Raw genomic sequence first — 24,081 nt, forward strand, 5'->3', positions numbered from 1 at the left:
GTCGGTCGGCTGCCAACTAACCGATTGGTCGGGTACCGCGTTGCCTTGTGTTCTTCTCTCGCACTGCCTGGAGCATCTGTGCCATGAGTTCTGCCTCTCTAATAAAGACCCCGCCCGAGAAGGTGACGGTCAACGGTTGGGTGTTCTACACCTCTACCGCGCTGATTCTGTTGTTGACCGCCATTCTGATCATCGCCCCGCAAGAGGCCGGCAGATTGCTCGGCATCGCCCAGGCCTGGTTGTCCCGCAGCTTCGGCTGGTACTACATGGTGGTGATCGCCGCCTACCTGGTATTTGTCGTCGGCCTGGCGTTTTCGTCCTACGGCAAGCTCAAGCTGGGCAGCAAGGACGACACCCCGGACTTCAGCTACGGCGCGTGGGCGGGGATGCTGTTCTCGTCGGGTATCGGCATTTCGCTGCTGTACTTCGGTGCTTCCGAGCCGCTGGACCATTACTTCAACCCGCCGGAAGGCGTGGCTGCCAGCAACATGGCCGCCCGTCAGGCTGTGCAGCTGACATTCCTGCATTGGGGCCTGCATGGCTGGGCGATCTACGCCTTGGTCGGCCTGGCCGTGGCGTACTTTGCCTACCGTCATAACCAGCCGCTGGCGTTGCGTTCGGCGTTGTATCCGTTGGTGGGCGAGCGTTGGGTCAAAGGCGCGGCCGGCCATGCGGTGGATGGTTTCGGCATGTTCGTGACCCTGCTGGGGCTGGTGACGAACCTGGGGATTGGTTCGCTGCAAGTGTCGTCGGGCCTTGAAAACCTGTTCGGCATGGAACACAGCAACACCAACCTGCTGATCGTGATCATCGTGATGAGCACCGTGGCGACCATCGCGGCTGTGTCGGGTGTGGAAAACGGCATTCGCCGTCTGTCGAACCTGAACATCGTACTGTTCAGCGGTCTGCTGATTTTCGTGCTGCTGTTCGGCCCGACCTTGCACCTGTTGAACGGCTTCGTGCAGAACGTCGGCGACTACCTGAACGGCGTGGTCCTGAAGACTTTCGACCTCTACGTCTACGAAGGCGACAGTGAGAAGTCCGACCGCTGGCTGGGCTTGTGGACCCTGTTCTACTGGGCCTGGTGGATTTCCTGGGCCCCATTCGTCGGCATGTTCATCGCGCGTATTTCCCGTGGTCGCACGGTGCGTGAACTGGTGGCCGGCGTGCTGCTGATCCCGCTGGGGTTCACCCTGGCGTGGCTGTCGATCTTCGGTAACTCGGCCCTGGACCTGGTGATGAACCATGGGGCGGTGGAGCTCGGAAAGACGGCGCTCGAACAGCCGTCGATGGCGATCTACCAATTGCTTGAGCATTACCCGGCATCGAAGATTGTGATCGGCGTGTCGATCTTCGTCGGTTTCGTGCTGTTCCTGACCCCGGCGGATTCCGGCGCGGTGATGATGGCCAACCTTTCCTGCAAGGGCGGTAACGTCGATGAAGATGCGCCGCACTGGTTGCGGATCTTCTGGTCGGCGGTGATCACCCTGGTGACCATCGGCCTGCTGTTCGCCGGTAACTTCGAAGCGATGCAAACCATGGTGGTGTTGGCCGGTCTGCCGTTCTCGGTGGTGTTGGTGTTCTTCATGTTTGGCCTGCACAAGGCGATGCGCCAGGACGTGCAGATCGAACAGGAGCAAGCGGAGCTCGCAGCACGCGGTCGCCGTGGTTTCAGCGAGCGTTTGACGCAGCTGGACCTGCAACCGAATCAGTCGATCGTTCAGCGTTTCATGGACAAGCAAGTCAGCCCGGCGCTGGAAGATGCGGCCGTGCAATTGCGTGCCCAGGGTCTGGACGTGCAAACGTTGCTGGGCAAGTCCAAGCGCTGCATGGGTGTGCGCATCGAGATGGAAGAGGGCAACCCTTTTGTCTACGAAGTGAGCCTGGATGGCTATCTGGCGGCGGCGAGTGAAACGGTGTCGGCCGAAAGCGCTGACGAACCGCGTGCGCGCTATTACCGCGCCGAGGTTTACCTGCACAACGGCAGCCAGGATTACGACTTGATGGGCTTCACTCAGGATCAGATCACCCGTGACGTGCTCGATCAGTTCGAAAGCCATCGGCAGCTCCTTGGCCGTGTCTATAGCTGAAACTTGAGGTCATGCGGTGCAAGTTGCTGCACCGCAGATCCATTGTGGCGAGGGAGCTTGCTCCCGCTCGACTGCGTAGCAGTCGCATTTAACGATAACGCGGTCTTTCTGAATGACCGTGGTGTCTGGTTTTGGGGTTGCTGCGCAACCCAGCGGGAGCAAGCTCCCTCGCCACAGTTATCAGCATTCCAAGCCAAATATCTGCACTAACAAAAACGCCGCGATCCTCTCGCGGCGTTTTTGTGTCTGTTGCCTTAACCCAGGTTCTTGCCGAGCAGTGCGTGATACAGCTCGCTGTCGCCCAGAATCCCGACCACTTTGTTGTTGTCGTGCAGCACCAGTTTGTTGCCGGTCTGATAACGAATCTGCAGCGCATCGCGCATGCCGATGTTCGAGTCCACCAGCGTTGGCCGTCGACCCAGGCCTTCAACCGCTTGCCCTGGAATCCAGTTCTGCAGATCCAGGCTCGCGCCGTTCTGGCGGGCGCCTTTGATGGTGTTGCCTTCGGCCAGGTCCAGCCATGAATCGCCGCCCGGATCGAGGCACACCGAACCGTTGATGCGTTTGCAGTTGTCCAGGGTGCGCATCAGGCTGCGACCGCACAGCACGTTCAGCGGGTTGGTGTGCGCGACGAAGGTCCGCACGTAGTCGTCCGCCGGGTTGAGCACGATCTCTTCCGGCACGCTGTACTGGATGATTCGGCCGTCTTTCATGATTGCGATACGGCTGCCGAGCTTCAGGGCTTCATCGAGGTCGTGGCTCACGAACACAATGGTTTTGCTCAGCTTGCTTTGCAGTTCCAGCAATTCGTCCTGCAGACCTTGGCGGATCAGCGGGTCGAGCGCCGAGAACGGTTCGTCCATCAGCAGAATGTCCGCATCCATCGCCAGCGCACGGGCCAGGCCCACGCGTTGCTGCATACCGCCGGAGAGTTCGTCAGGCTTCTTGTTGCGCCACTGGGTCAGGCCCACCAGCTCAAGCTTGTCGTCCACCAGTTTGCGGCGTTCTTTCTCCGGGCGACCCTGCATTTCCAGACCGAAACTGATGTTCTCGCGCACCGTCAGCCACGGCATCAGGGCGAATTTCTGGAACACCATCGCGATGCGCTTGGTGCGCATCATTTTCAGTTCTGCCGGGGTACAGGAAGCGATATCGATCTGCTTGCCTTCGTGCTCGACGAACAACTTGCCACGGCTCACGGTGTTGAGGCCGTTGATGCAACGCAGCAGGCTGGATTTGCCGGAGCCCGACAGGCCCATCAGCACGCAGATTTCGCCTTTTTCCACGTCCAGGCTGGCTTTTTCAACGCCGACGATCTGCCCGGTTTTTTTCAGGATCTGGTCGCGGGTCATGCCTTGGTCGAGGAGCTTGAGCGCCTCGCGTGGATCTTTGGAGAAGATTACGTCGACGTCTTCGAAGCGAATAATGCTCATGCGTCACCCCCTGCTTTAGCGTCGGGTTGTTTGCAGATACGGTCGAGCATGATCGCCAGCAGTACGATCGCCAGGCCGGCTTCGAAGCCCAGGGCGATATCAGCAGTGTTCAGTGCGTTGACCACAGGTTTGCCCAAGCCGTCGGCGCCCACCAGAGCCGCAATCACCACCATCGACAATGACAGCATGATGCACTGGGTGATACCGGCCGCGATGCTTGGCATGGCGTAAGGCAGTTCGATGCGTGCGAGTAACTGGCGGCGCGAGCAGCCGAAGGCTTTGCCGGCGTCCATCAGTTCTGCGGGAACATCACGGATGCCCAGGTAGGTCAGGCGGATAGGCGCGGCAATCGCGAACACTACCGTGGAGATCAGACCCGGGACCACGCCCAGCCCGAAGAGGGTCAGGGTAGGAATGAGGTACACAAACGTCGGTACGGTCTGCATCAGATCGAGCACCGGCCGCATCAGTGTGTAGAACATCGGTTTGTGCGCGGCGACGATACCCAACGGTACGCCGATGACCACGCAGACCAGGGTCGCGAAGAGCACCTGGGCGAGGGTTTCCATGGTTTCCTGCCAGTACCCCAGGTTGAGGATCAGCAGAAAGGAGGCAATGACGAAAACGGTCAGCCCCCACTTTCGTTGAATGAAATGAGCCAGTAGTGCGATGAGGCCGATCAATGCCAGCGGGTTGAACCAGGTCAGCGCGAAAGTCACGCCGTGGATCATCGTTTCCAGTGACACGGCGATGGCGTCGAAGGTGTTGGCGCCGTGTTGCGTCAACCATTCAACGAAGCCCGCGATGTACTGGCCTAGAGGTATTTTCTGATCAATCAGCATGGTAGTGAACGTCCGCATGCAAGGAAATAAACAGCCCGGGCGAGCGAACCCGCCCGGCGTAAGCGATGCTTCCTAAATCAAGGCTGCGCGAGCTTGGCTTTCACGGCTTCCAGGCCAGGTTTACCGTCAATGGTGGTTACGCCAGCGAGCCAGGTATCGAGCACCTGTGGATTCTTTTTCAGCCAGGCCTTGGCGGCCGCGTCAGGCTTCATTTTGTCGTCCAGGACGTTGCCCATCAGCGTGCTTTCCATGTCGAGGGTGAACACCAGGTTTTTCAGCAACTGACCGACGTTGCTGCATTCCTGCGCGTAGCCCTTGCGGGTGTTGGTGAAGATGGTCGCCTGACCGAAGTTCGGGCCGAAGAAGTCGTCGCCGCCGGTCAGGTACTTCATCTTGAAACGTGTGTTCATCGGGTGTGGTTCCCAGCCCAGGAACACCACGGCGGTGTTGCGGCGCTGGGCGCGATCGACTTGCGAGAGCATGCCTGCCTCGCTGGACTCGACCACCTTGAAGCCGGCGTCTTTCAGGCCGAAGGCGTTCTTGTCGATCATGCTCTGAATCAGGCGGTTGCCGTCGTTGCCCGGTTCGATGCCGTAGATCTTGCCGTCGAGTTCTTTCTTGAACTTGGCGATGTCGGCAAAATCTTTCAGACCCTTGTTATACAACTCTTCGGGCACGGCGAGGGTGTATTTTGCGTTCTCGAGGTTGGCGCGCAGGGTCTCCACGGTACCGGCATCACGGTAAGCCTTGATGTCGTTTTCCATGGTCGGCATCCAGTTGCCCAGGAACACGTCCATGTTCTTGCCGTCGGCCAGGGACTTGTAGGTCACCGGAACGGAAATCATCGTGGTTTTGGTCTTGTAGCCCAGGGCATCGAGAACGACGCTGGTGGTGGCGGTGGTGACGGTAATGTCAGTCCAGCCGACATCGGAGAAGTTTACGGTGCTGCACTGAGCGGGTTCTGCAGCTTGAGCCAGTAACGGCAGACTCAGCATGGCGGCCAACAACAACGACGGGGAACCTTTCATGGATGGACTCCTTGGTGTTTTTTTTGGCAGTGTTCCGACTGGACCACCGCACTTATAGGTTGCGGTTGGATGGCGTTTTGGAGACAGCTCTACCACGGCGCCTTGCAATCGAGTCGATACGATCATGTACCAGTGAAAATCTGACGCCTACAGGGTGCGTCGTAACCAGTACAGGGATGGTCGCATCCAGTGTCGGTGACGTCGTTTACAGCTTTTTTCAGCCCCCTTTGCCTCCCTGATCCGCAAAAAAACGGCGAAAACGAAGCGTAAAACGCCTGCGGCGTTAGTGAGCATGAGTGCGTCGGTGTGAGACGTCGAACGACACGGAAAAAGCCTGATGATGCGGCCAATCTCGGCGGATTGCAGCTTGAGCGTAGCAGCTCCGTCACTGGGCGCTTTTGCGTCTGGAGTTGGCACATCCAGGAGTTCGGCAGTAATGGCTATCAGTGTTTTCGACCTGTTCAAAATCGGCATCGGCCCTTCCAGTTCGCACACCGTGGGACCTATGCGGGCCGCCGCGCTGTTCGTGCAAGGTTTGCGTGAGCAGGGTCTTTTGGAACAAGTGCGGCGCGTTGAAGTTCAGCTTTATGGTTCGTTATCGGCCACCGGAATCGGTCACGGCAGCGACAACGCTGTGATCATGGGCCTGATGGGCGAGTGGCCGGACGCGATTGATCCGTCGCAAATCGGCATCCGTATCGAAACCTTGCGCGAGACCCACACCCTGCTGCTCGACGGTCGCTTGTCGGTGCCGTTTATCTGGGCCCGCGACATGCGCCTGATCGACGAAAACCTGCCGTTCCACCCTAACGCCATGACCCTGATCGTCGAAGGCGAACACGGTGAGTTGCATCGCGACACCTACTATTCCATCGGCGGTGGTTTTGTCGTGGATGAAGCGCAGGCTTCCAGCGGCGTGGTCGATCTGGATCGCACCGTGTTGCCCTACGATTTCTCCAGCGCTGTCGAACTGCTCAGCCTGTGCCAGAAGCACAACCTGCGCGTCGCCGAATTGATGATGGCTAACGAGAAGGTCTGGCGCAGCGAGGAAGAGATTCGCAGCGGTCTGATGAAGCTCTGGCGCGCCATGCAGGATTGCGTCGATCAGGGCCTCAAGCACGAAGGCATCTTGCCTGGCGGCCTGAATGTGCGCCGTCGTGCGGCCAAGTTGCATCGCAGCCTGCAAGAGCTGGGCAAACCCAACGTCATCGGCTCGACCTTGAGCGCCATGGAATGGGTCAACCTGTTCGCCCTGGCGGTCAACGAAGAGAACGCTGCCGGTGGGCGCATGGTGACGGCACCGACTAACGGTGCGGCGGGAATCATTCCGGCGGTGTTGCACTACTTTATGAAGTTCAGCGAGGCGGTGACGGACGCCAACGTGGTCGACTATTTCCTCAGTGCTGCGGCGGTGGGAATTCTGTGCAAGAAGAACGCTTCGATATCCGGGGCCGAGGTCGGTTGTCAGGGCGAAGTCGGTTCAGCCTGCGCGATGGCTGCGGCCGGGTTGGCAGAGATCCTTGGCGCGACCCCGGAGCAGTTGTGCAACGCGGCGGAAATCGGCCTGGAACACAACCTCGGCCTGACCTGCGACCCGGTGGGCGGGCTGGTTCAAGTGCCGTGCATCGAGCGCAATGCGATTGCCGCGGTGAAAGCCATCAACGCGGCGCAGATGGCGCTGCGCGGGGATGGTCAGCACTTTATCTCGCTGGATCGGGTGATCCGCACCATGCGTGATACCGGCGCCGATATGCATGACAAATACAAAGAGACTTCGCGTGGAGGGTTGGCGGTGAGCGCGGTTGAGTGCTGATAACGCTTAACTCTCTGGTGAAATGAGTATCTGTGGCGAGGGAGCGTGCTCCCGCTCGGCTGCGCAGCAGCCGAATAGCCCGCGACCGGGTATATCTGAAAGTTCGCGTTTGCAGTTTTCAGGGCCGCTTCGCGCCCCAGCGGGAGCAAGCGCCCTCGCCACAGAAAAGTCATCTGCGAGAGAAGACCAGTCAAAACTGCGCGCTAAGTGACCACCGGAATTAAAACGCGCCACGTTTTGGCGCGTCGCTTACAGATAAGCGGCTTCACCCAGGACAGGGATCCAACCTGGCCATTACCGCCTGTCACCTGTGCTTGTGGTGACACTCTCCAATAAGTCGCCGTAGCCCTGTTCCCACAAGTGCTACCGATTTGCTCAAGCCCAACGGCAGAGCGCCTCCCGCCGATAATGGCACTTATAACCCCCACTCGCGGCAAGGCTTATTTAGACACACCGCGACGTCGTTTTCAGGAGTTATTGAATGACCATTCAACTTTAGGCATGGCAATTGCTCTGTCATTACAAAGCCCGTCTCCCACGCGAGAACGATGGCAATAACAAGAGCCTCCGCCTGAGGCCATCACCCGCTTTGTGTGAGGAGATACCGCGATGACGACGTTCAACTCCGGGGCTCAACCCCAGAACCGTGCGCCTCAATCCATCGGCTTTCTGCTGCTGGACAATTTCACGCTTATTTCTCTGGCCTCCGCAGTAGAACCCCTGCGCATGGCCAACCAATTGTCCGGCCGCGAGCTGTATCGCTGGACCACGCTCACCGTCGACGGTGGTCAGGTCTGGGCCAGTGACGGTCTGCAGATCACCCCCGACTGCTCCATGCACAAAGCGCCCCCTCTGGACACCATCATTGTCTGCGGCGGCATCGGCATCCAGCGCACCGTTACCCGCGAGCACGTGTCGTGGCTGCAAAGCCAGGCGCGTCAGTCCCGCCGTCTCGGTGCGGTCTGCACCGGCAGCTGGGCCCTGGCGTGCGCCGGCCTGCTGGACGGTTTTGATTGCAGCGTGCACTGGGAATGCCTGGCCGCGATGCAGGAAGCGTTCCCCCGTGTAGCCATGAGCACACGCCTGTTCACCCTCGACCGTAACCGTTTCACCAGCTCCGGCGGCACCGCGCCGCTGGACATGATGCTGCACCTGATCAGCCGCGATCACGGTCGTGAACTGTCGGCCGCGATCTCGGAAATGTTCGTCTACGAACGCATCCGCAACGAGCAGGATCACCAGCGCGTGCCGCTCAAGCACATGCTCGGCACCAACCAGCCGAAGTTGCAGGAAATCGTCGCGCTGATGGAAGCCAACCTGGAAGAGCCGATCGACCTCGACGAACTGGCGGTGTATGTCGCTGTTTCCCGTCGTCAGCTGGAGCGCCTGTTCCAGAAATACCTGCACTGCTCGCCGTCGCGTTACTACCTCAAACTGCGCCTGATCCGTGCCCGGCAGCTGCTCAAGCAAACGCCGATGTCGATCATCGAAGTGGCGTCGGTCTGCGGCTTCGTGTCCACGCCGCACTTCTCCAAGTGCTACCGCGAATACTTCGGCATTCCGCCGCGTGACGAACGCGTAGGTTCCAATACCACGCAACAGGTGGCGATGATGCCGTTGCCGCAAGCACTGGTGCTGTCACCGCTGTCCGGGCCGTTGTCGGCGCTGAGTCAGGCGCGTAATGAGTCGACGTTTGCCAGCGTAAGGCTCTAATGCTCTGATCGTTCCCATGTGCTGCGTGGGAATGCCTCAATGGACGCTCTGCGTCCGCTTCGGCAGGGACGCGGAGCGTCCCGGGCTGCATTCCCACGCGGAGCGTGGGAACGATCATGGTGAGGCGCTACTCAGGCGCTACGGCTTTGTTGATACTCCGCCAGCGCCGGCAGCAATTGCTTGTCGATCGCCTGGCGCACGGCCGGCAGGATGGTCGCACTGCTGGTGTACATCTGCTTGACCATAGTTCGCAGATCCGTTGCCCGTTCGTTGTTCAAACCCCGTACCGCGCACTCGCAGGCCTGCTCGGCGTTAGCGCCAGGGGGCACTGCAAATCCTAACGCCTTGAGCTGGCCCAACAGGTCTTCCTGGTCAATCAAATCGGCGTACATCATGACGCAATCCTTCTTCAGGGAACGGTGTCGTGATTCGATTCTCATCGGGGCCAGAGGTGGCGGCAAGGACGTTTTGTCGCAATGGCCGCGATACCTATGAACAGGTCGTTTTCGGCTAACTTGCGAAAGGGGAGAGTGGGCACACTGGATTCAGCTGGCAACACGAAGGTTTGGTCACCCTCGCGCGAAGGCTCCTCAACAGTACCCTCCTCAGCTCCGATCCTGTCACGGCTTGATCGGGGTTTTTTTTGCCTGTGAATCAGGGCGGGATGGGGTGTCTGGGCTGACCCCATCGCGAGCAGGCTCACTCCCACGGGGATATGCGATCCCCTGTAGGAGCGAGGCTTGCCCGCGAAGAACGATGACGCGGTCTAGCGTTGCAACACAAGGATCCGCGACAACAATTCATCCCGATCAACATAGCAGCCTTGAAAATGACGGGCGCCACTGGCGGGATCAAACGCATTGCGGGCATGAAGGGTGCGGCGGTTGTCGAAGCACCACAGCTCACCGGGATTGAGCCGCGTCATCACCCGGAATCGCGCTTCGCGGGTCATCGCAATAAACCGCCGATAAGCGCGGTACAGCTTGGGCATGTCCTCGATCGAGGCATCAAACGGTCCGCGTAGAAAGTTCGCCATGCGGATTTCCGACACCTGCCCAAAGGCATCCAGCGCGATGATCGGCGCGAGACGGCGGTAGTCGCTGTGGCGATCTTTGTTGCGGAACTCCACCGGGATTTCGCAGAGGCTTTTAAACGACTCGGGATCTTCCTCGCGCAACGCTTGGGCTATGGCAAAGCCGTCGACAAAAATACTCTCGCCACCGTCCGCGTCATTGACCAGGCAATGCAGAAATTGCAGCCCCGGTTGCAACTCGCGGGTCGGCAAATCGCTGTGCAGCGGCAGGTTGAAGGCGGTGTAGGCGTTGCTATCGGCATCGGCCTTGGATTGCACGTTGAACAGCACGCCGAAATTGCTCTCGCGGATGAAGGAAATCCGCTGGGCGATCAGTTTAAGTGAGCCGGGTTCGGTGGGTACGCCGCGCACTTGGGTCAGGCCGATATCGCGCACCGCCAGCAGCCATTGCAGCAAGGCGTCGTTATCGTTCATCAGCGCCTGGTATTCGAACGCCGGCAGCTGCAAGTCGCTTTTCCACAGCCTGGATTTTGGTTTGCCGACACGGCGTTCGGTTCGGGACTCGTCGTCATAGGCGTGAGCCCGCAGCCAGCCCGGGTCGAAGCGGCTTAGGTGGCCGTCCTGCCATTCGACGCTGAGGCAACCTTCGGCGTCGACGTTTGCCGCTGTCGGCACCAGGTCCTCTGCGACGTCGACGATTTCCAGCACTTGCTCGCGGGTCACGGTGTAGACGCACTGCGGGCACGGGCAGTTATCTCGAAGCCATTGATGATGAAAGGGGCTGACCCGGCCGTCAGCCCACTGCACTTGAATTCGATCCGCCAGGGTTTGCACGGCGGACAACGCGCTGATCAACGGGTAGGTACGGAAGTCGGCAAAAGCGGCGGTGTTCAATGGCGATCTCCTTGTTATTTTTTAGGGGGTAATGCGATCACTCGGCCAATGTAGGCGGGGGTTGGCAGGTCGGTTTGCTCGGCGACGATGGCTTGCAGCTTGCTCAGGGTGTCTTCGCTGAACGGTGCGGAGCGAGGTCCGGCGAGGTCCACGTGCAGCAGCATTTGTTCGTTGCCCGCCAGTTCCTTGTCGTCGCCGACCAGATGCAGGCTGTGATAGAGGTGCAGGCGTTTGCTGTCGTAGCCGATGATTTGGGTACGCACTTCGACGTCAGCGTCGAGCTTCACTTCATGCAGATAATTGAGGTGCAGTTCGAGGGTGAACAGCGAATTGCCGCTGGCTTCGCGGTTGTTGCTGTCCATGCCCAGGCGATCCATCAGGGCGTCGGTGGCGTAGCTGAAAATCAGCAGGTAGAAGGCATCGCGCAGGTGGCCGTTGTAGTCGACCCAGTCGGGGATGATTTTGGTTTGGTAGGTGGTGAGGGTGGGCATGTCGTCACATCCGAAATGGTTGAGGCCTGTAGGAGCGAGGCTTGCCCGCGAAGAGGCCGGTACATTCGACGGATCTCTTGCGGCAGGGAAATTGCCTTCGCGGGCAAGTCTCGCTCCTACAGGGGGTGGGTTGTTTAGTCAGCGAACGCCATCCCATGCTTCTCTTTGGTGGTCTTCACCGCTTCCAGCACCGCCAGCAAGCAATCATCACGATAGCGCTCCAGCGCGGAAATGCTGTGCGTGCCTAACTGATCGCTGGTGCCATCCACCACATCATCAATCAACTTGTCGGTCAGCTCCGGTGCCGGCAGATACGTCCACGGTAACTGCAACGCCGGCCCAAATTGCGCCATGAAGTGCCTCATACCCGCATCGCCACCCGCCAGGGTGTACGTCAAGAACGTGCCCATGAATGACCAGCGCAGACCCGCGCCAAAGCGAATCGCATCATCGATTTCTCCGGTGGTCGCCACACCGTCGTTGACCAGGTGCAGCGCCTCCCGCCACAGCGCTTCGAGCAAACGGTCGGCGATGAACCCGGGCACTTCCTTGCGCACGTGCAGCGGACGCATGCCCAGGGATTCGTAGACTTTCATCGCCGCTTGAACGGCTTGCGGTGCGGTGTTTTTGCCGCCGACCACTTCCACCAGCGGCAGCAGGTAAACCGGGTTGAAGGGGTGCCCGACCACGCAGCGTTCCGGGTGCGTCGAACTCTCGTAGAACTCGCTCGGCAACAGGCCGGAAGTACTGGAACCGATCAAGGCATTGGGCTTGGCCGCCGCGCTGATTTTACTGTGCAGTTCCAGTTTCAGATCGAGGCGCTCAGGGGCACTTTCCTGAATGAAGTCGGCGTCGCGAACGCATTCCTCAATGGTTGCGACAAAGCGCAGCCGATCCTGTGAAGCACCCGGTGCCAAGCCTTGTTTCTCCAGCGCACCCCAGGCATTGGCGACGCGTTTGCGCAACGCGGCTTCAGCGCCAGGCGCCGGGTCCCAGGCGACAACGTCGAGGCCGTGGGCGAGGGCGCGGGATACCCAACCGCTGCCGATGACACCGCTGCCCAGGGCTGCGAAGGTTTTGATTTCGGTGATAAAGCTCATGGCGTCGTCCTAAAAGAATTCGGTGCTCTCTGTAGGAGAGAGGCTTGCCCGCGAAGAGGCCGGTACATCCGACGGATCTCTTCCGGCAGGAATGCCACCTTCGCGGGCAAGCCTCGCTCCTACAGGTTATGTGCGTGGGGGATTAGCCGCGCTTGGTCAGGCCCATTTTTGCCCGGCCTTCCGCCGGAGTCAGGACGCGGGCACCGAGGCGGCTGAGGATTTCCGAGGCGCGTTCGACCAGTTGGCCGTTGGTCGCCAGCACACCCTTGTCCAGCCAGATGTTGTCTTCCAGGCCAACCCGCACGTTGCCGCCGAGCAGCACCGCTTGCGCCGCCATCGGCATTTGCATGCGACCGATGCCGAAGCCGGCCCAGACCGCGTTCGCGGGCAGGTTGTCGACCATGGCTTTCATAGTGGTGGTGTCGGCCGGCGCGCCCCACGGAATGCCCAGGCACAGCTGGAACAGCGGATCGTCGAGCAGGCCTTCCTTGATCAACTGCTTGGCGAACCACAGGTGACCGGTGTCGAAAATTTCCAGCTCGGCCTTCACGCCCAGCTCTTGAATGCGTTTGGCGCCTGCGCGCAGTTGCGCCGGGGTGGAAACGTAAATGGTGTCACCGTCGCCGAAGTTCAGGGTGCCGCAGTCGAGGGTGCAGATTTCCGGCAACAGTGCTTCAACGTGGGCCAGACGGGTCAACGGCCCCACCAGGTCGGTGTTCGGACCGAACTCCATCGGGTTCTCGCCCGCGCCGATTTCCAGGTCGCCGCCCATGCCGGCGGTGAGGTTGACGATGATGTCGACGTCCGCCTCGCGGATGCGCTCCATCACTTCGCGGTACAAGGCCACGTCACGGCTGAATTTGCCGGTTTCGGGGTTGCGCACGTGGCAGTGAACGACCGTGGCACCTGCCTTGGCGGCTTCCACGGCGGCAGCGGCGATTTGTTTCGGGGTGACCGGCACGTGTGGGCTCTTGCTGGTCGTGTCGCCAGCACCGGTGAGTGCGCAGGTGATGATGACGTCGTGGTTCATGAGGCGGGTTCCTTGCAGGCGTGATGATTCCGTTCGCAGCCCCGTAGGGCTGCGAGTCGGTGGTTCAATCGGGGTTTATTTGCTGGTCAGTTTCAAATTGTCAGCGGCCGGTTTGCCATCGAAGGTGGTGACGCCTTCGAGCCAGCGTTGCTTGTCTTGCGGGTGATCTTTCAGCCATTGTTTGGCCGATTCGAAAGCGTCTTTGTGATCCAGCAGCGGCTGCATCATCCGGCTCTCGTCTTCGGCGGTGTAGGTCAGGTTGCTCAGCAATTTGCCGATGTTCGGGCACTGTTGCGCATAGTTCGGCGAAGTGACGGTCCAGACCGTGGCCATGCCTTCGTTCGGGCCGAGAGCGTCTTCGCTGCCGGTGAGGTAAGTCATCTGCACGTTGACGTTCATCGGGTGCGGCGCCCAGCCGAAGAACACCACGGCTTCTTTGCGGCGCACGGCGCGATCCACCGCCGCGAGCATGCCGGCTTCGCTGGACTCGACGAGCTGGAATTTGCCGAGGCCAAACTGGTTCTTGGCGATCATTGCCTTGATCTGGGTGTTAGCGCCCGAGCCAGGCTCGATGCCGTAGATCTTGCCGCCCAGTTCTTTTTCGAACTTGGCGATGTCGGCGAAGGTTTTCAGACCCTTGTCGGCGAGGTAAGTCGGAACGGCGAGCGTGGCGCGGGCGTCTTTCAGGCTAGGCGCTTCAAGCACCTTGACCTGATTGGCGTCGACGAACGGTGTGATGGTCTGGGTCATCAGCGGGTTCCAGTAACCCAGGAACAGGTCCAGGCGCTGGTCGCGGATCCCGGCGAAGATGATTTGCTGGGAGGCGCTGGTTTGTTTGGTGTTGTAGCCGAGGCCATCGAGCAGGACCTGGGTCATGGCACTGGTGGCGATCACGTCGGTCCAGTTCACGACGCCCATGCGCACGTTCTGGCATGAAGCAGGTTCGGCCGCCATGACGCTGGCGCTCAAGAAGGCGGTACCGCTGAGTGCAAGAACACAGCTGCTGATCAGTCGTTTCATGTCGGGGTTCCTCGGCAGACGTTATTGTGGGTTCCGGCATCTTTGTGCGCCGGTGATGCCAAGTTACGCAGCTAAGGCCCCGTGAAAGCGCACTGCGGCGACCAGCTCTTGCACTGCAGCGACCTGCGCTCTTGAAAGCCTGTTGCAAGTGGCGTATCAACGTCCACACGCTACCCGCCCTCTCGTTACCTGCCAGTCGAGTGCGCTCCATGTCCCAGGACTTCTACTTCATGTTGATGCCGGGTTTCTCGGCCATCGGTTTTATCTCGGCCATCGAGCCGCTGCGGGTCGCCAATCGCTTTCGCGGCGAGTTGTATCGCTGGCACGTGCTGAGTGCCGATGGCGGGGCGGTATTGGCCAGCAATGGCATGTCGGTCAACGCCGATGCGGCGCTGGAGCCGCTGAAGAAAGGTGCAACCCTGTTGGTGGTCGCCGGCTTCGAACCGCTGAAATTCGCCACGCCCGCGCTGGAGCACTGGCTGCGCCGTCTGGACAACGAGGGCGTGACCCTCGGCGCCATCGACACCGGCAGCTTCGTCCTCGCCGAAGCCGGCCTGCTCGACGGCCATCGCCTGACCCTGCACTGGGAAGCCATCGACGCGTTCAAGGAGTCTTATCCACAGCTCAGCGTCACCCAGGAGCTGTTCGAGATCGATCGCCGCCGTATCACCTCAGCCGGCGGTACAGCCTCCATCGACCTGATGCTCGACCTGATCGCCCAGGCCCACGGCCCGGAACTGGCGATCCAGGTCAGCGAACAATTCGTGCTCGGGCGCATCCGCCCGCGCAAAGACCACCAGCGCATGGAAGTCGCCACGCGCTATGGCATCAGCAACAAGAAGCTCGTTCACGTTATTGGTGAGATGGAGCAGCACAGCGAACCACCGCTGAGTACGCTTGAGTTAGCCGAATCGATCAAGGTGACGCGGCGCCAGTTGGAGCGCCTGTTTCGGTTGCACCTGAACGACACGCCGAGCAATTTCTACCTGCGCTTGCGGCTGGAGAAGGCCCGGCAGTTGCTGCGACAGACGGACATGAGTGTGCTGGAGGTGAGCATTGCGTGCGGTTTTGAATCGCCGTCGTATTTCACCCGCAGCTATCGGGCGAAGTTTGCGCGGTGCCCGCGCGAGGATCGCCGACGGCTTGGGGATGGGCGAGAGCTGGTCTGAGCACAGATTCCTACAACACCAAAAAAACCTGTGGGAGCGAGGCTGCTCGCGAATGCAATCTGTCAGCCGCCATTGATGTCGACTGACCCACCGCTTTCGCGAGCAGGCTCGCTCCCACAGTTATGATTTGTTGTGGATCTTATTTCTTCATTAAGGCCGAGCAGGCTGCTTTGTAGGCTTCATGCTGATATTTGTTCAGCGTCGCTGGCAGTTCCACGTTGTGCTTCTTGCTCTGCGCATTGATCGTTTGCGGCGACAGCAGCGTCACCTCGCAATTTTCCAGCAGCTGAAACACACCCTCGATCTTGAACGTGGTCGGTCCACCGGCGAACTCGCCTTTCTTGCTGCGCTTCTTGATCGCGATCCGGTCGATGGAGTTCTCGCGTACAAACGACGCCACCTGAGCGGCGAAGACTTTGACGTTCGCGGCTTCGTCGTCATCGTCGAGGGCAATTTTCTTGGTGGGCAGGGCTACGTGACTCAGCGTCTGACCGTCCAGGGACGCGACGGCAATGATCGCTTCGCTGCCTTTGATTTCGATGCCGCAGATTTTCATTTCGATCCCTTTCACAAATGGTTGTGTGCAGCCTACAGCTCAAGTTGATTAGCCGTAATGCCAAACGCCGCGGCAATTTTCTCGCGGGTGGCCTTGCGAGGCTTCGCTACAGTCTCTTGCTGGGCAAAAGCAGGTTGAGAAATGCCCATGCGTTTGGCCACCTCATCCTGTGTAAGGTTCAGGTGTTCGCGCCAGGCCCTGACCGGTAACGCGCCATCAACGATAAGGCTGACTACTTCGTGAGGGATCAAATCATTCTCCATATTTATGTTTTCACTCCTGCCCAATCGACTCCAAAAACTCCGACCGCTCATCACTCATCCGCGCCACGCAATCGTTCTGCGCAATGGTGAACGCCTTGCTGCCACTGGTCGCCGGAAACGCTTCAACCGCGCAATCCGCATCCCGGGTTTTCAGCCACTGCTGCTGCGCGGCCTTGAGCTTGGCGGTGATGTCGCTCAGTTGCGCCGGGTTCTTGCCGTAGGCCGTTTGCATGCGCTCGGTCAGGCTTTGGTAGTTGTCCTTGAGCAGGTCTTCGGCGGTGGTTCTGCTGAAGGCGGAGCATTCCAGGGTCTGGACGTCGTTTTCGACCTTGTCGCAGGGGTTGTCGTCGGCCTCTTCAGCTGCGTGTACGCCGGTCGCTATCAGTGCCAAAGCCAGGAAGATCGTTCTCATTGCGACGCAGCCCCTATTTTTCAGTGCCTATTCAGTAATGCAGCGGATTCTGGCCCAAGCAGCGGCCCTTGAACAGGTGGGCGATTGCGTCGATCAACGACCCTTTGTCGCGGATTGACGCTTTCGGCAAACCCCCTGTCGTTTTTGCACCCGGCTGCCCCGGTCCTCAGGCATATGCTGGCCCCAAAGCGCCGGCACACGATTCGGCGCATGAATCGCTAATAGGGGACAGCCTGATGAGCCCAGCCGAATTGCACGCCGACAGCATCGTTATCGACGGGCTGATTATTGCCAAGTGGAACCGTGAGCTGTTCGAAGACATGCGCAAGGGCGGTCTGACCGCGGCCAACTGCACCGTGTCGGTGTGGGAGGGCTTCCAGGCCACCGTCAACAACATCGCCGCCAGCCAGAAGCTGATCCGCGAGAACAGCGACCTGGTGATTCCGGTTCGCACTACCGCCGACATCCGTAAAGCGAAGGAGCAGGGCAAGACCGGCATCCTGTTCGGCTTCCAGAATGCTCACGCGTTTGAAGACCAGATCGGCTACGTCGAGGTCTTCAAGCAGCTCGGCGTCGGTATCGTGCAGATGTGCTACAACACCCAGAACCTGGTAGGGACTGGCTGCTACGAGCGCGATGGCGGCCTGTCGGGATTCGGTCGTGAAATCGTTGCCGAGATGAACCGCGTCGGGGTCATGTGCGACCTGTCCCACGTCGGCTCCAAGACGTCTGAAGAAGTCATTCTCGAATCGAAGAAACCGGTGTGCTACTCCCACTGCCTGCCGTCGGGCCTGAAAGTCCATCCGCGCAACAAGTCCGATGAAGAACTGAAGTTCATCGCCGATCACGGCGGTTTTGTCGGCGTGACCATGTTCGCGCCGTTCCTGGCCAAGGGCATCGATTCGACCATCGACGACTACGCCGAGGCCATCGAATACACCATGAACATCGTTGGTGAAGACGCCATCGGTATCGGCACCGACTTCACCCAGGGCCATGGCCAGGACTTCTTCGAGTACCTGACCCATGACAAGGGCTACGCCCGCCGCCTGACCAGCTTCGGCAAGATCATCAACCCGCTGGGCATCCGCACCGTCGGCGAATTCCCGAACCTGACCGAAACCCTGCTCAAGCGCGGCCACTCCGAGCGTGTGGTGCGCAAGATCATGGGCGAGAACTGGGTCAACGTCTTGAAAGACGTTTGGGGCGAATAAGCCGCCGCATCTGAAGAATTCTTTCCTCCGGCCGTCCGCGCCGGGGGCAACACCCAAAATTTTCTGGAGTTAAGTTTCCATGGCCAAGATCGCCCCGCAATTGCCAATCGAAGTCGACAGCGAAACCGGTGTCTGGACTTCCGACGCCCTGCCGATGCTGTATGTGCCGCGTCACTTCTTCGTCAACAACCACATGGGCATCGAGGAAGTGCTGGGCGCCGACGCCTACGCCGAAATCCTCTACAAGGCCGGCTACAAATCCGCCTGGCACTGGTGTGAAAAAGAAGCCGAATGCCACGGCCTGGAAGGCGTCGCGGTGTTCGAGCACTACATGAAGCGCCTGTCGCAGCGCGGCTGGGGCCTGTTCAAGATCCAGGACATCGACCTCGACAAGGGCACCGCCAGCGTCAAGCTCGAACACTCGGCGTTCGTCTACGTGTACGGCAAGGTCGGGCGCAAGGTCGACTACATGTTCACCGGTTGGTTTGCCGGAGCCATGGACCAGATTCTGCAAGCCCGTGGCAGCAAGATCCGCACTGTTGCCGAACAGGTTTACGGTGGCTCCGAAGAAGGCCACGACGACGGTTTGTTCACCGTCAAGCCGTTGTAAGTCGAGGAACCCGCCATGGCTTTCGAAGCAATGTTCCAGCCGATCCAGATCGGCAAACTGACCATCCGCAACCGCGTGCTCAGTACCGCGCACGCCGAGGTCTACGCGACCGACGGCGGCATGACCACCGACCGGTACGTCAAGTATTACGAAGAGAAAGCCAAGGGCGGGATCGGCCTGGCGATTTGCGGCGGTTCCTCCAGCGTGGCCATCGACAGCCCGCAAGGCTGGTGGAAGTCGGTCAACCTGGCCGACGACCGGATCATTCCGCACTTCCAGAACCTGGCCGATGCCATGCACAAGCATGGCGCCAAGATCATGATCCAGATTACCCACATGGGCCGTCGTTCCCGCTGGGATGGCGAGCATTGGCCAACTCTGCTGTCGCCGTCGGGCATCCGCGAGCCGGTGCACCGTGCGACTTGCAAAACCATCGAGCCGGAAGAAATCTGGCGGGTGATCGGCAACTACGCCAGCGCTGCGGCACGGGCCAAGGCCGGTGGCCTGGATGGCGTCGAGCTGTCCGCCGTGCACCAGCACATGATCGACCAGTTCTGGAGCCCGCGGGTCAACAAACGTACCGACGAATGGGGCGGCAGCTTCGAGAACCGCATGCGTTTCGGCCTGGAAGTGATCAAGGCTGTGCGGGCTGAAGTCGGCCCGGATTTCTGCGTCGGCATCCGTTTGTGCGGTGATGAGTTCCACCCGGACGGCTTGTCCCACGAGGACATGAAGCAGATCGCCAAGTACTACGACGACACCGGCATGATCGACTTCATCGGCGTGGTGGGTTCGGGTTGCGACACCCACAACACCCTGGCCAACGTTATCCCGAACATGAGTTATCCACCGGAGCCGTTCCTGCATTTGGCGGCCGGTATCAAGGAAGTGGTCAAGGCCCCGGTCCTGCACGCGCAGAACATCAAGGACCCGAACCAGGCGACCCGTATTCTGGAAGGCGGCTACGTGGACATGGTCGGCATGACCCGCGCCCACATCGCCGACCCGCACCTGATCGCCAAGATCAAAATGGGTCAGGTTGACCAGATCAAGCAATGCGTCGGCGCCAACTACTGCATCGACCGTCAGTATCAGGGCCTGGACGTCTTGTGCATCCAGAACGCCGCGACTTCCCGTGAATACATGGGCGTGCCGCACATCATCGAGAAATCGACCGGTGTGAAGCGCAAGGTTGTGGTGGTCGGTGCCGGTCCTGCCGGGATGGAAGCGGCGCGTGTGTCGGCCGAACGTGGCCACGACGTGACCCTGTTCGAGAAGAAAGAATTCATTGGCGGGCAGATCACTACCGCTTCGAAAGCCCCGCAACGGGACCAGATCGCCGGTATCACTCGCTGGTTCCAGCTGGAATTGGCGCGTCTGAAAGTCGACCTGCGCCTGGGCGTGGCGGCCGATGCGGCAACCATTCTCGACCTGCGTCCGGACGTGGTGGTGCTCGCCGTTGGCGGTCATCCGTTCCTGGAACAAAACGAACACTGGGGCGCGGCTGAAGGCCTGGTGGTCAGCAGCTGGGACATCCTCGACGGCAAGGTCGCGCCGGGCAAGAACGTGTTGGTCTACGACACCATTTGCGAATTCACCGGCATGTCGACCGCCGACTTCCTCGCTGACAAAGGCAGCCAGGTCGAGATCGTTACTGACGACATCAAGCCGGGCGTGGCGATTGGCGGTACGTCGTTCCCGACGTACTACCGCAGCATGTACCCCAAAGAAGTGATCATGACCGGCGACATGATGCTGGAAAAGGTCTACCGCGAAGGCGACAAGCTGGTGGCGGTGCTGGAAAACGAATACACCGGCGCCAAAGAGGAGCGAGTGGTGGACCAGGTCGTCGTTGAAAACGGCGTGCGTCCGGACGAAGAGATCTACTACGCCATGAAGGAAGGCTCGCGCAACAAAGGCCAGATGGACATCGAAGCCCTGTTCGCGATCAAGCCGCAACCTTCGCTGAGCCAGGCGGGCGACGGCTACTTGCTGTTCCGCATCGGCGACTGCGTGGCGCAGCGCAACACACACGCCGCCATTTATGACGCACTCCGGCTCTGTAAGGATTTTTGACGGCTTAGCTGCAAGCCTTAAGCTGCAAGCTACAAGTAAAAGCTCATCCTCACCGCCGCTTTTTCTTGCAGCTTGTAGCTTGTAACTTGCACCTCGCCAGAGGTGACTCTGATGTTGAACACCCTTCTTCCAATCCTGTTGTTCGCTGCCCTGGGCCTTGCCGTCCTCGGCGCGTTGCGGCGGGTGGCTATGTGGCGTCGGGGCCGTGCCTCCAAGGTCGACCTGATCGGCGGCCTGTTTGCCATGCCCAAGCGCTACATGGTCGATTTGCACCACGTCGTGGCGCGGGACAAATACATCGCCAACACCCACGTGGCCACGGCCGGTGGTGCGGTGGCGTCCATCGTGCTGGCGATTCTGGTGCACGGTTTCGGCCTGCATAACCGCATCCTCGGTTACGCGCTGCTGTTGATGACGGTGGTGATGTTCGTCGGTGCGATCTTTGTCTACCTGCGTCGTCGCAACCCACCGGCGCGCCTGTCCAAAGGGCCGTGGATGCGCCTGCCGAAAAGCCTGTTGGCGTTCTCGGCGAGCTTCTTCCTGTTGACCCTGCCGGTGGCCGGCATCCTCCCGGAAAACTTCGGCGGTTGGGTGGTGGCAGCGATCCTCGGCCTCGGTGTTTTGTGGGGTGTGAGTGAACTGTTCTTCGGCATGACCTGGGGCGGGCCGATGAAGCACGCCTTTGCCGGGGCCCTGCACCTGGCTTGGCACCGTCGCGCCGAACGCTTTGGCGGCGGTCGTTCCACCGGTTTGAAACCGCTGGACCTGAACGACCCGAGCGCACCGTTGGGCGTGGAAAAACCCAAGGATTTCACCTGGAACCAACTGCTCGGTTTCGACGCCTGCGTGCAGTGCGGTAAATGCGAAGCCGCGTGCCCCGCATTCGCCGCCGGCCAGCCGCTGAACCCGAAAAAACTGATTCAGGACATGGTCGTCGGCCTGGCCGGTGGCACCGACGCCAAGTTCGCTGGCAGCCCGTATCCGGGCAAGGCCATCGGCGAGCACGCCGGCAACCCGCATCAACCGATCGTCAACGGTTTGGTGGACGCCGAGACCCTGTGGTCCTGCACCACGTGCCGGGCTTGTGTCGAGGAATGCCCGATGATGATCGAGCACGTCGACGCCATCGTCGACATGCGCCGCCATCTGACCCTGGAAAAAGGCGCCACTCCGAACAAGGGCGCCGAAGTCCTGGAAAACCTGATCGCCACCGATAACCCGGGCGGTTTCGCGCCGGGCGGGCGGATGAACTGGGCGGCGGATTTGAACCTCAACCTGATGAGCGAGAAGAAGTCCGTCGACGTGCTGTTCTGGGTTGGCGACGGCGCCTTCGACATGCGCAACCAGCGCACCCTGCGCGCCTTCGTCAAGGTATTGAAAGCGGCCAAGGTCGACTTCGCAGTGCTGGGGCTCGAAGAGCGCGACAGCGGTGACGTGGCCCGGCGTCTGGGCGACGAAGCGACGTTCCAGTTGTTGGCCAAACGCAACATCCAGACCCTGGCCAAGTACAGCTTCAACCGCATCGTCACCTGCGACCCACACAGCTTCCACGTGCTGAAAAACGAGTACGGCGCCTTCGACGGCAACTACCTGGTGCAGCACCACAGCACCTACATGGCCGAAATCATCGGCGCTGGCGCCCTGAACCTTGGCCAGCACAAAGGCAGCAGCGTGACGTATCACGACCCGTGCTACCTCGGCCGCTACAACGGCGAATACGAGGCGCCGCGTGAAGTGCTGCGCGCCCTCGGCATTGAAGTCAAAGAGATGCAACGCTCCGGTTTCCGCTCGCGCTGCTGCGGCGGCGGTGGCGGGGCGCCGATCACTGACATTCCGGGCAAGCAACGGATCCCTGACATGCGCATGGACGACATCCGCGAAACCGGCGCCGAACTGGTGGCCGTGGGTTGCCCGCAATGCACCGCGATGCTCGAAGGCGTGGTCGAACCGCGTCCGCTGATCAAGGACATCGCCGAATTGGTGGCGGACGCGTTGCTCGAAGATGCGGCGCCGAGCAAGCCGACCAAACCGGCCCAACGTGAACCTGCGGAGGCCCACTGATGAGCGACATTATCCGCCGCGACCCCCGCGCCGAATGGATTGCCCGTAACCGCCTGCACCCGCTGCACGCGGCCATGCAACCGGCGCAACACAGCTGGATGGGCCCTAACGGCGTCCTCCGCAAGAACCTGCACGGCATCGGTTTTATCGGTCCCAACGGCATCAAGCGCATTGACCGCAGCGGCGCTCAGCACGGCGGCGCGACCAAACGCTCGGCGGCCGTGGAAGTGCAATTGCCACTGCATCAAGTGCCTGCACCTGCGTTTTACATCAGCGTGGTGCCGGACATGGTCGGCGGCCGCTTGAGCAGCCACGACCGCGACTTGCTCGGTCTGGCTCATCAACTGGCCGGCAAGGAAGGCGCGGTGTTGGCTGTGGTTTTCGGCGAACACAAAGAAAACGCCTTCACTACCGCAGGCGTCGATCGCTTGCTGGTATTGGATGGCGATGAATTCAGCGGTTATGCACCGGAGCAACGGGTCCAGGGCCTGCGGGCTGTGGATAACCAGTTCAGTCCGCGTCACTGGCTGCTGCCGGACAGCCGCAGCGGTGGCGGTGAACTCGGTCGGCGCTTTGCCGCCGCACTGGGCGAACGCCCGGCCACGCGGGTCTGGCAGGTCAAGGATCAGGAATGCATCGGCCGCGCCGGTGCCGGTTTACAGGACCTTGCGCGTCCGGTCGCACGCTTGATTCTGGCCGCTGTCGAGTGCGCAGAACCGGTCAGCGAAACCCGTCACGAAGCGTTGCCCGTGGAGTTATCCACAGCCGTCGCACGCAGCTTGTCGCGCATTGAAGATTTGGGCGCGGTGGCGGTGGATCCGGCGGCGATTCCGATGGCCGAAGCCGAATTCATCTTCTCCGGCGGCAACGGAGTCAAGGACTGGGGACTTTTCCACAGGACCGCTGAAGCCCTTGGCGCCACCGAAGGCGCGTCGCGGGTGGCGGTGGACGATGGCTTCATGGCGCGCGATCGCCAAGTCGGCGCGTCCGGTACCTGGGTCACCGCGCGGGTTTACGTGGCGGTGGGGATTTCCGGGGCGATCCAGCACCTGCAAGGCATTGGTGCCTGCGACAAGGTGGTGGCAATCAACCTCGACCCTGGCTGCGACATGATCAAACGAGCCGACTTGTCGGTGATCGGTGAGAGCGCCGAAATTCTTCAAGCCTTGATCGCGGCGGTAGAGGCTTACCGCAACGAAGCCAAGCGCGATGCGGCTTAAGGAAAGGAAAGGG

20 protein-coding genes and 1 pseudogene are annotated in these 24,081 nt (G+C 60.4%); 9 read left to right on the top strand and 12 right to left on the bottom strand.

What is annotated here, in order from left to right:
- The first annotated feature begins 140 nt into the window (after positions 1–140).
- Entirely contained in the window at positions 141–2,090 is a 1,950-nt protein-coding gene (locus BLU63_RS12905; protein ID WP_224795543.1) for a BCCT family transporter, read from the top strand.
- Between the two features lie 254 nt (positions 2,091–2,344).
- Here BLU63_RS12905 and choV read toward each other — a convergent pair whose 3' ends face one another.
- The 3 genes from choV to BLU63_RS12920 form a co-directional block, all read right to left on the bottom strand.
- The gene (choV, locus tag BLU63_RS12910) at positions 2,345–3,523 is read right to left on the bottom strand and encodes a choline ABC transporter ATP-binding protein (RefSeq protein ID WP_010466986.1); all 1,179 of its coding nucleotides are present in this window, start codon (positions 3,521–3,523) and stop codon (positions 2,345–2,347) included.
- A complete protein-coding gene (gene choW / locus BLU63_RS12915; RefSeq protein WP_010466987.1) occupies positions 3,520–4,365 on the bottom strand; it encodes a choline ABC transporter permease subunit in 846 nt (281 codons plus the stop codon). Before choW ends, choV begins: the two co-directional genes overlap by 4 nt.
- Positions 4,366–4,442: 77 nt before the next feature.
- Positions 4,443–5,393: a choline ABC transporter substrate-binding protein gene (locus tag BLU63_RS12920; RefSeq protein ID WP_010466989.1), complete on the bottom strand. Its 951-nt coding sequence runs from the start codon at positions 5,391–5,393 to the stop codon at positions 4,443–4,445.
- A 436-nt stretch (positions 5,394–5,829) separates the two neighbouring features.
- Between BLU63_RS12920 and BLU63_RS12925 the strand changes: the two genes are divergently transcribed.
- Both BLU63_RS12925 and gbdR read left to right on the top strand, forming a co-directional pair.
- Complete coding sequence (locus BLU63_RS12925) at positions 5,830–7,206, top strand: L-serine ammonia-lyase (protein WP_010466990.1); 1,377 nt, start codon at positions 5,830–5,832, stop codon at positions 7,204–7,206.
- A 609-nt stretch (positions 7,207–7,815) separates the two neighbouring features.
- Complete coding sequence (gbdR, locus tag BLU63_RS12930; protein ID WP_010466992.1) at positions 7,816–8,919, top strand: choline metabolism transcriptional regulator GbdR; 1,104 nt, start codon at positions 7,816–7,818, stop codon at positions 8,917–8,919.
- 131 nt (positions 8,920–9,050) lie between these two features.
- On the opposite strand, the gene BLU63_RS12940 is transcribed toward gbdR, so the two are convergent.
- The 6 genes from BLU63_RS12940 to BLU63_RS12970 form a co-directional block, all read right to left on the bottom strand.
- Positions 9,051–9,314 carry a hypothetical protein gene (locus BLU63_RS12940; protein ID WP_010466994.1) on the bottom strand — a complete coding sequence of 88 codons (264 nt, stop codon included), beginning with the start codon at positions 9,312–9,314 and terminating at the stop codon, positions 9,051–9,053.
- 371 nt (positions 9,315–9,685) lie between these two features.
- Positions 9,686–10,846, bottom strand: a complete 1,161-nt coding sequence (locus BLU63_RS12950) for a gamma-butyrobetaine dioxygenase (RefSeq protein WP_010466996.1) — start codon at positions 10,844–10,846, stop codon at positions 9,686–9,688.
- A gap of 14 nt (positions 10,847–10,860) precedes the next feature.
- The gene (locus BLU63_RS12955) at positions 10,861–11,337 is read right to left on the bottom strand and encodes a thioesterase family protein (protein WP_083375599.1); all 477 of its coding nucleotides are present in this window, start codon (positions 11,335–11,337) and stop codon (positions 10,861–10,863) included.
- A gap of 134 nt (positions 11,338–11,471) precedes the next feature.
- Positions 11,472–12,437 carry an L-carnitine dehydrogenase gene (locus tag BLU63_RS12960; RefSeq protein ID WP_010466999.1) on the bottom strand — a complete coding sequence of 322 codons (966 nt, stop codon included), beginning with the start codon at positions 12,435–12,437 and terminating at the stop codon, positions 11,472–11,474.
- Positions 12,438–12,579: 142 nt separating this feature from the next.
- Positions 12,580–13,467 (bottom strand): BKACE family enzyme, encoded by an 888-nt coding sequence (locus BLU63_RS12965; protein ID WP_008151915.1) that lies wholly within the window; start codon positions 13,465–13,467, stop codon positions 12,580–12,582.
- A 75-nt stretch (positions 13,468–13,542) separates the two neighbouring features.
- The gene (locus tag BLU63_RS12970) at positions 13,543–14,487 is read right to left on the bottom strand and encodes a choline ABC transporter substrate-binding protein (protein WP_010467000.1); all 945 of its coding nucleotides are present in this window, start codon (positions 14,485–14,487) and stop codon (positions 13,543–13,545) included.
- Positions 14,488–14,696: 209 nt separating this feature from the next.
- Here BLU63_RS12970 and BLU63_RS12975 point away from each other — a divergent pair, with 209 nt between their 5' ends.
- Positions 14,697–15,656 carry a GlxA family transcriptional regulator gene (locus BLU63_RS12975; RefSeq protein WP_010467001.1) on the top strand — a complete coding sequence of 320 codons (960 nt, stop codon included), beginning with the start codon at positions 14,697–14,699 and terminating at the stop codon, positions 15,654–15,656.
- Positions 15,657–15,795: 139 nt separating this feature from the next.
- Here the strand turns inward: BLU63_RS12975 and BLU63_RS12980 are convergent, their stop codons facing one another.
- The 3 genes and pseudogenes from BLU63_RS12980 to BLU63_RS12990 form a co-directional block, all read right to left on the bottom strand.
- On the bottom strand, positions 15,796–16,212 hold the full coding sequence (locus BLU63_RS12980; RefSeq protein ID WP_027926650.1) for a DUF3010 family protein: 417 nt from the start codon (positions 16,210–16,212) through the stop codon (positions 15,796–15,798).
- Between the two features lie 32 nt (positions 16,213–16,244).
- Positions 16,245–16,475: pseudogene (locus tag BLU63_RS12985) on the bottom strand (helix-turn-helix domain-containing protein); the annotation flags it as partial.
- 10 nt (positions 16,476–16,485) lie between these two features.
- Entirely contained in the window at positions 16,486–16,887 is a 402-nt protein-coding gene (locus tag BLU63_RS12990; protein ID WP_010467005.1) for a lysozyme inhibitor LprI family protein, read from the bottom strand.
- A 236-nt stretch (positions 16,888–17,123) separates the two neighbouring features.
- On the opposite strand from BLU63_RS12990, the gene BLU63_RS13000 reads away from it, so the two are divergent.
- From BLU63_RS13000 to etfA, 5 genes are all read left to right on the top strand, one after another.
- Entirely contained in the window at positions 17,124–18,101 is a 978-nt protein-coding gene (locus BLU63_RS13000; protein ID WP_007907542.1) for a dipeptidase, read from the top strand.
- A gap of 79 nt (positions 18,102–18,180) precedes the next feature.
- Positions 18,181–18,711: a DUF5943 domain-containing protein gene (locus BLU63_RS13005; RefSeq protein ID WP_008033249.1), complete on the top strand. Its 531-nt coding sequence runs from the start codon at positions 18,181–18,183 to the stop codon at positions 18,709–18,711.
- Between the two features lie 15 nt (positions 18,712–18,726).
- Entirely contained in the window at positions 18,727–20,787 is a 2,061-nt protein-coding gene (dgcA, locus tag BLU63_RS13010) for a dimethylglycine demethylation protein DgcA (protein WP_008151900.1), read from the top strand.
- 111 nt (positions 20,788–20,898) lie between these two features.
- Entirely contained in the window at positions 20,899–22,848 is a 1,950-nt protein-coding gene (dgcB, locus tag BLU63_RS13015; protein ID WP_010467006.1) for a dimethylglycine demethylation protein DgcB, read from the top strand.
- Complete coding sequence (etfA, locus tag BLU63_RS13020; RefSeq protein WP_083375601.1) at positions 22,848–24,068, top strand: electron transfer flavoprotein subunit alpha; 1,221 nt, start codon at positions 22,848–22,850, stop codon at positions 24,066–24,068. The genes dgcB and etfA overlap by 1 nt, the downstream gene beginning before the upstream one ends.
- Positions 24,069–24,081: the final 13 nt, after the last annotated feature.

The sequence above is a fragment of the Pseudomonas mandelii genome (assembly GCF_900106065.1).
Taxonomy (GTDB): domain Bacteria; phylum Pseudomonadota; class Gammaproteobacteria; order Pseudomonadales; family Pseudomonadaceae; genus Aquipseudomonas; species Aquipseudomonas mandelii.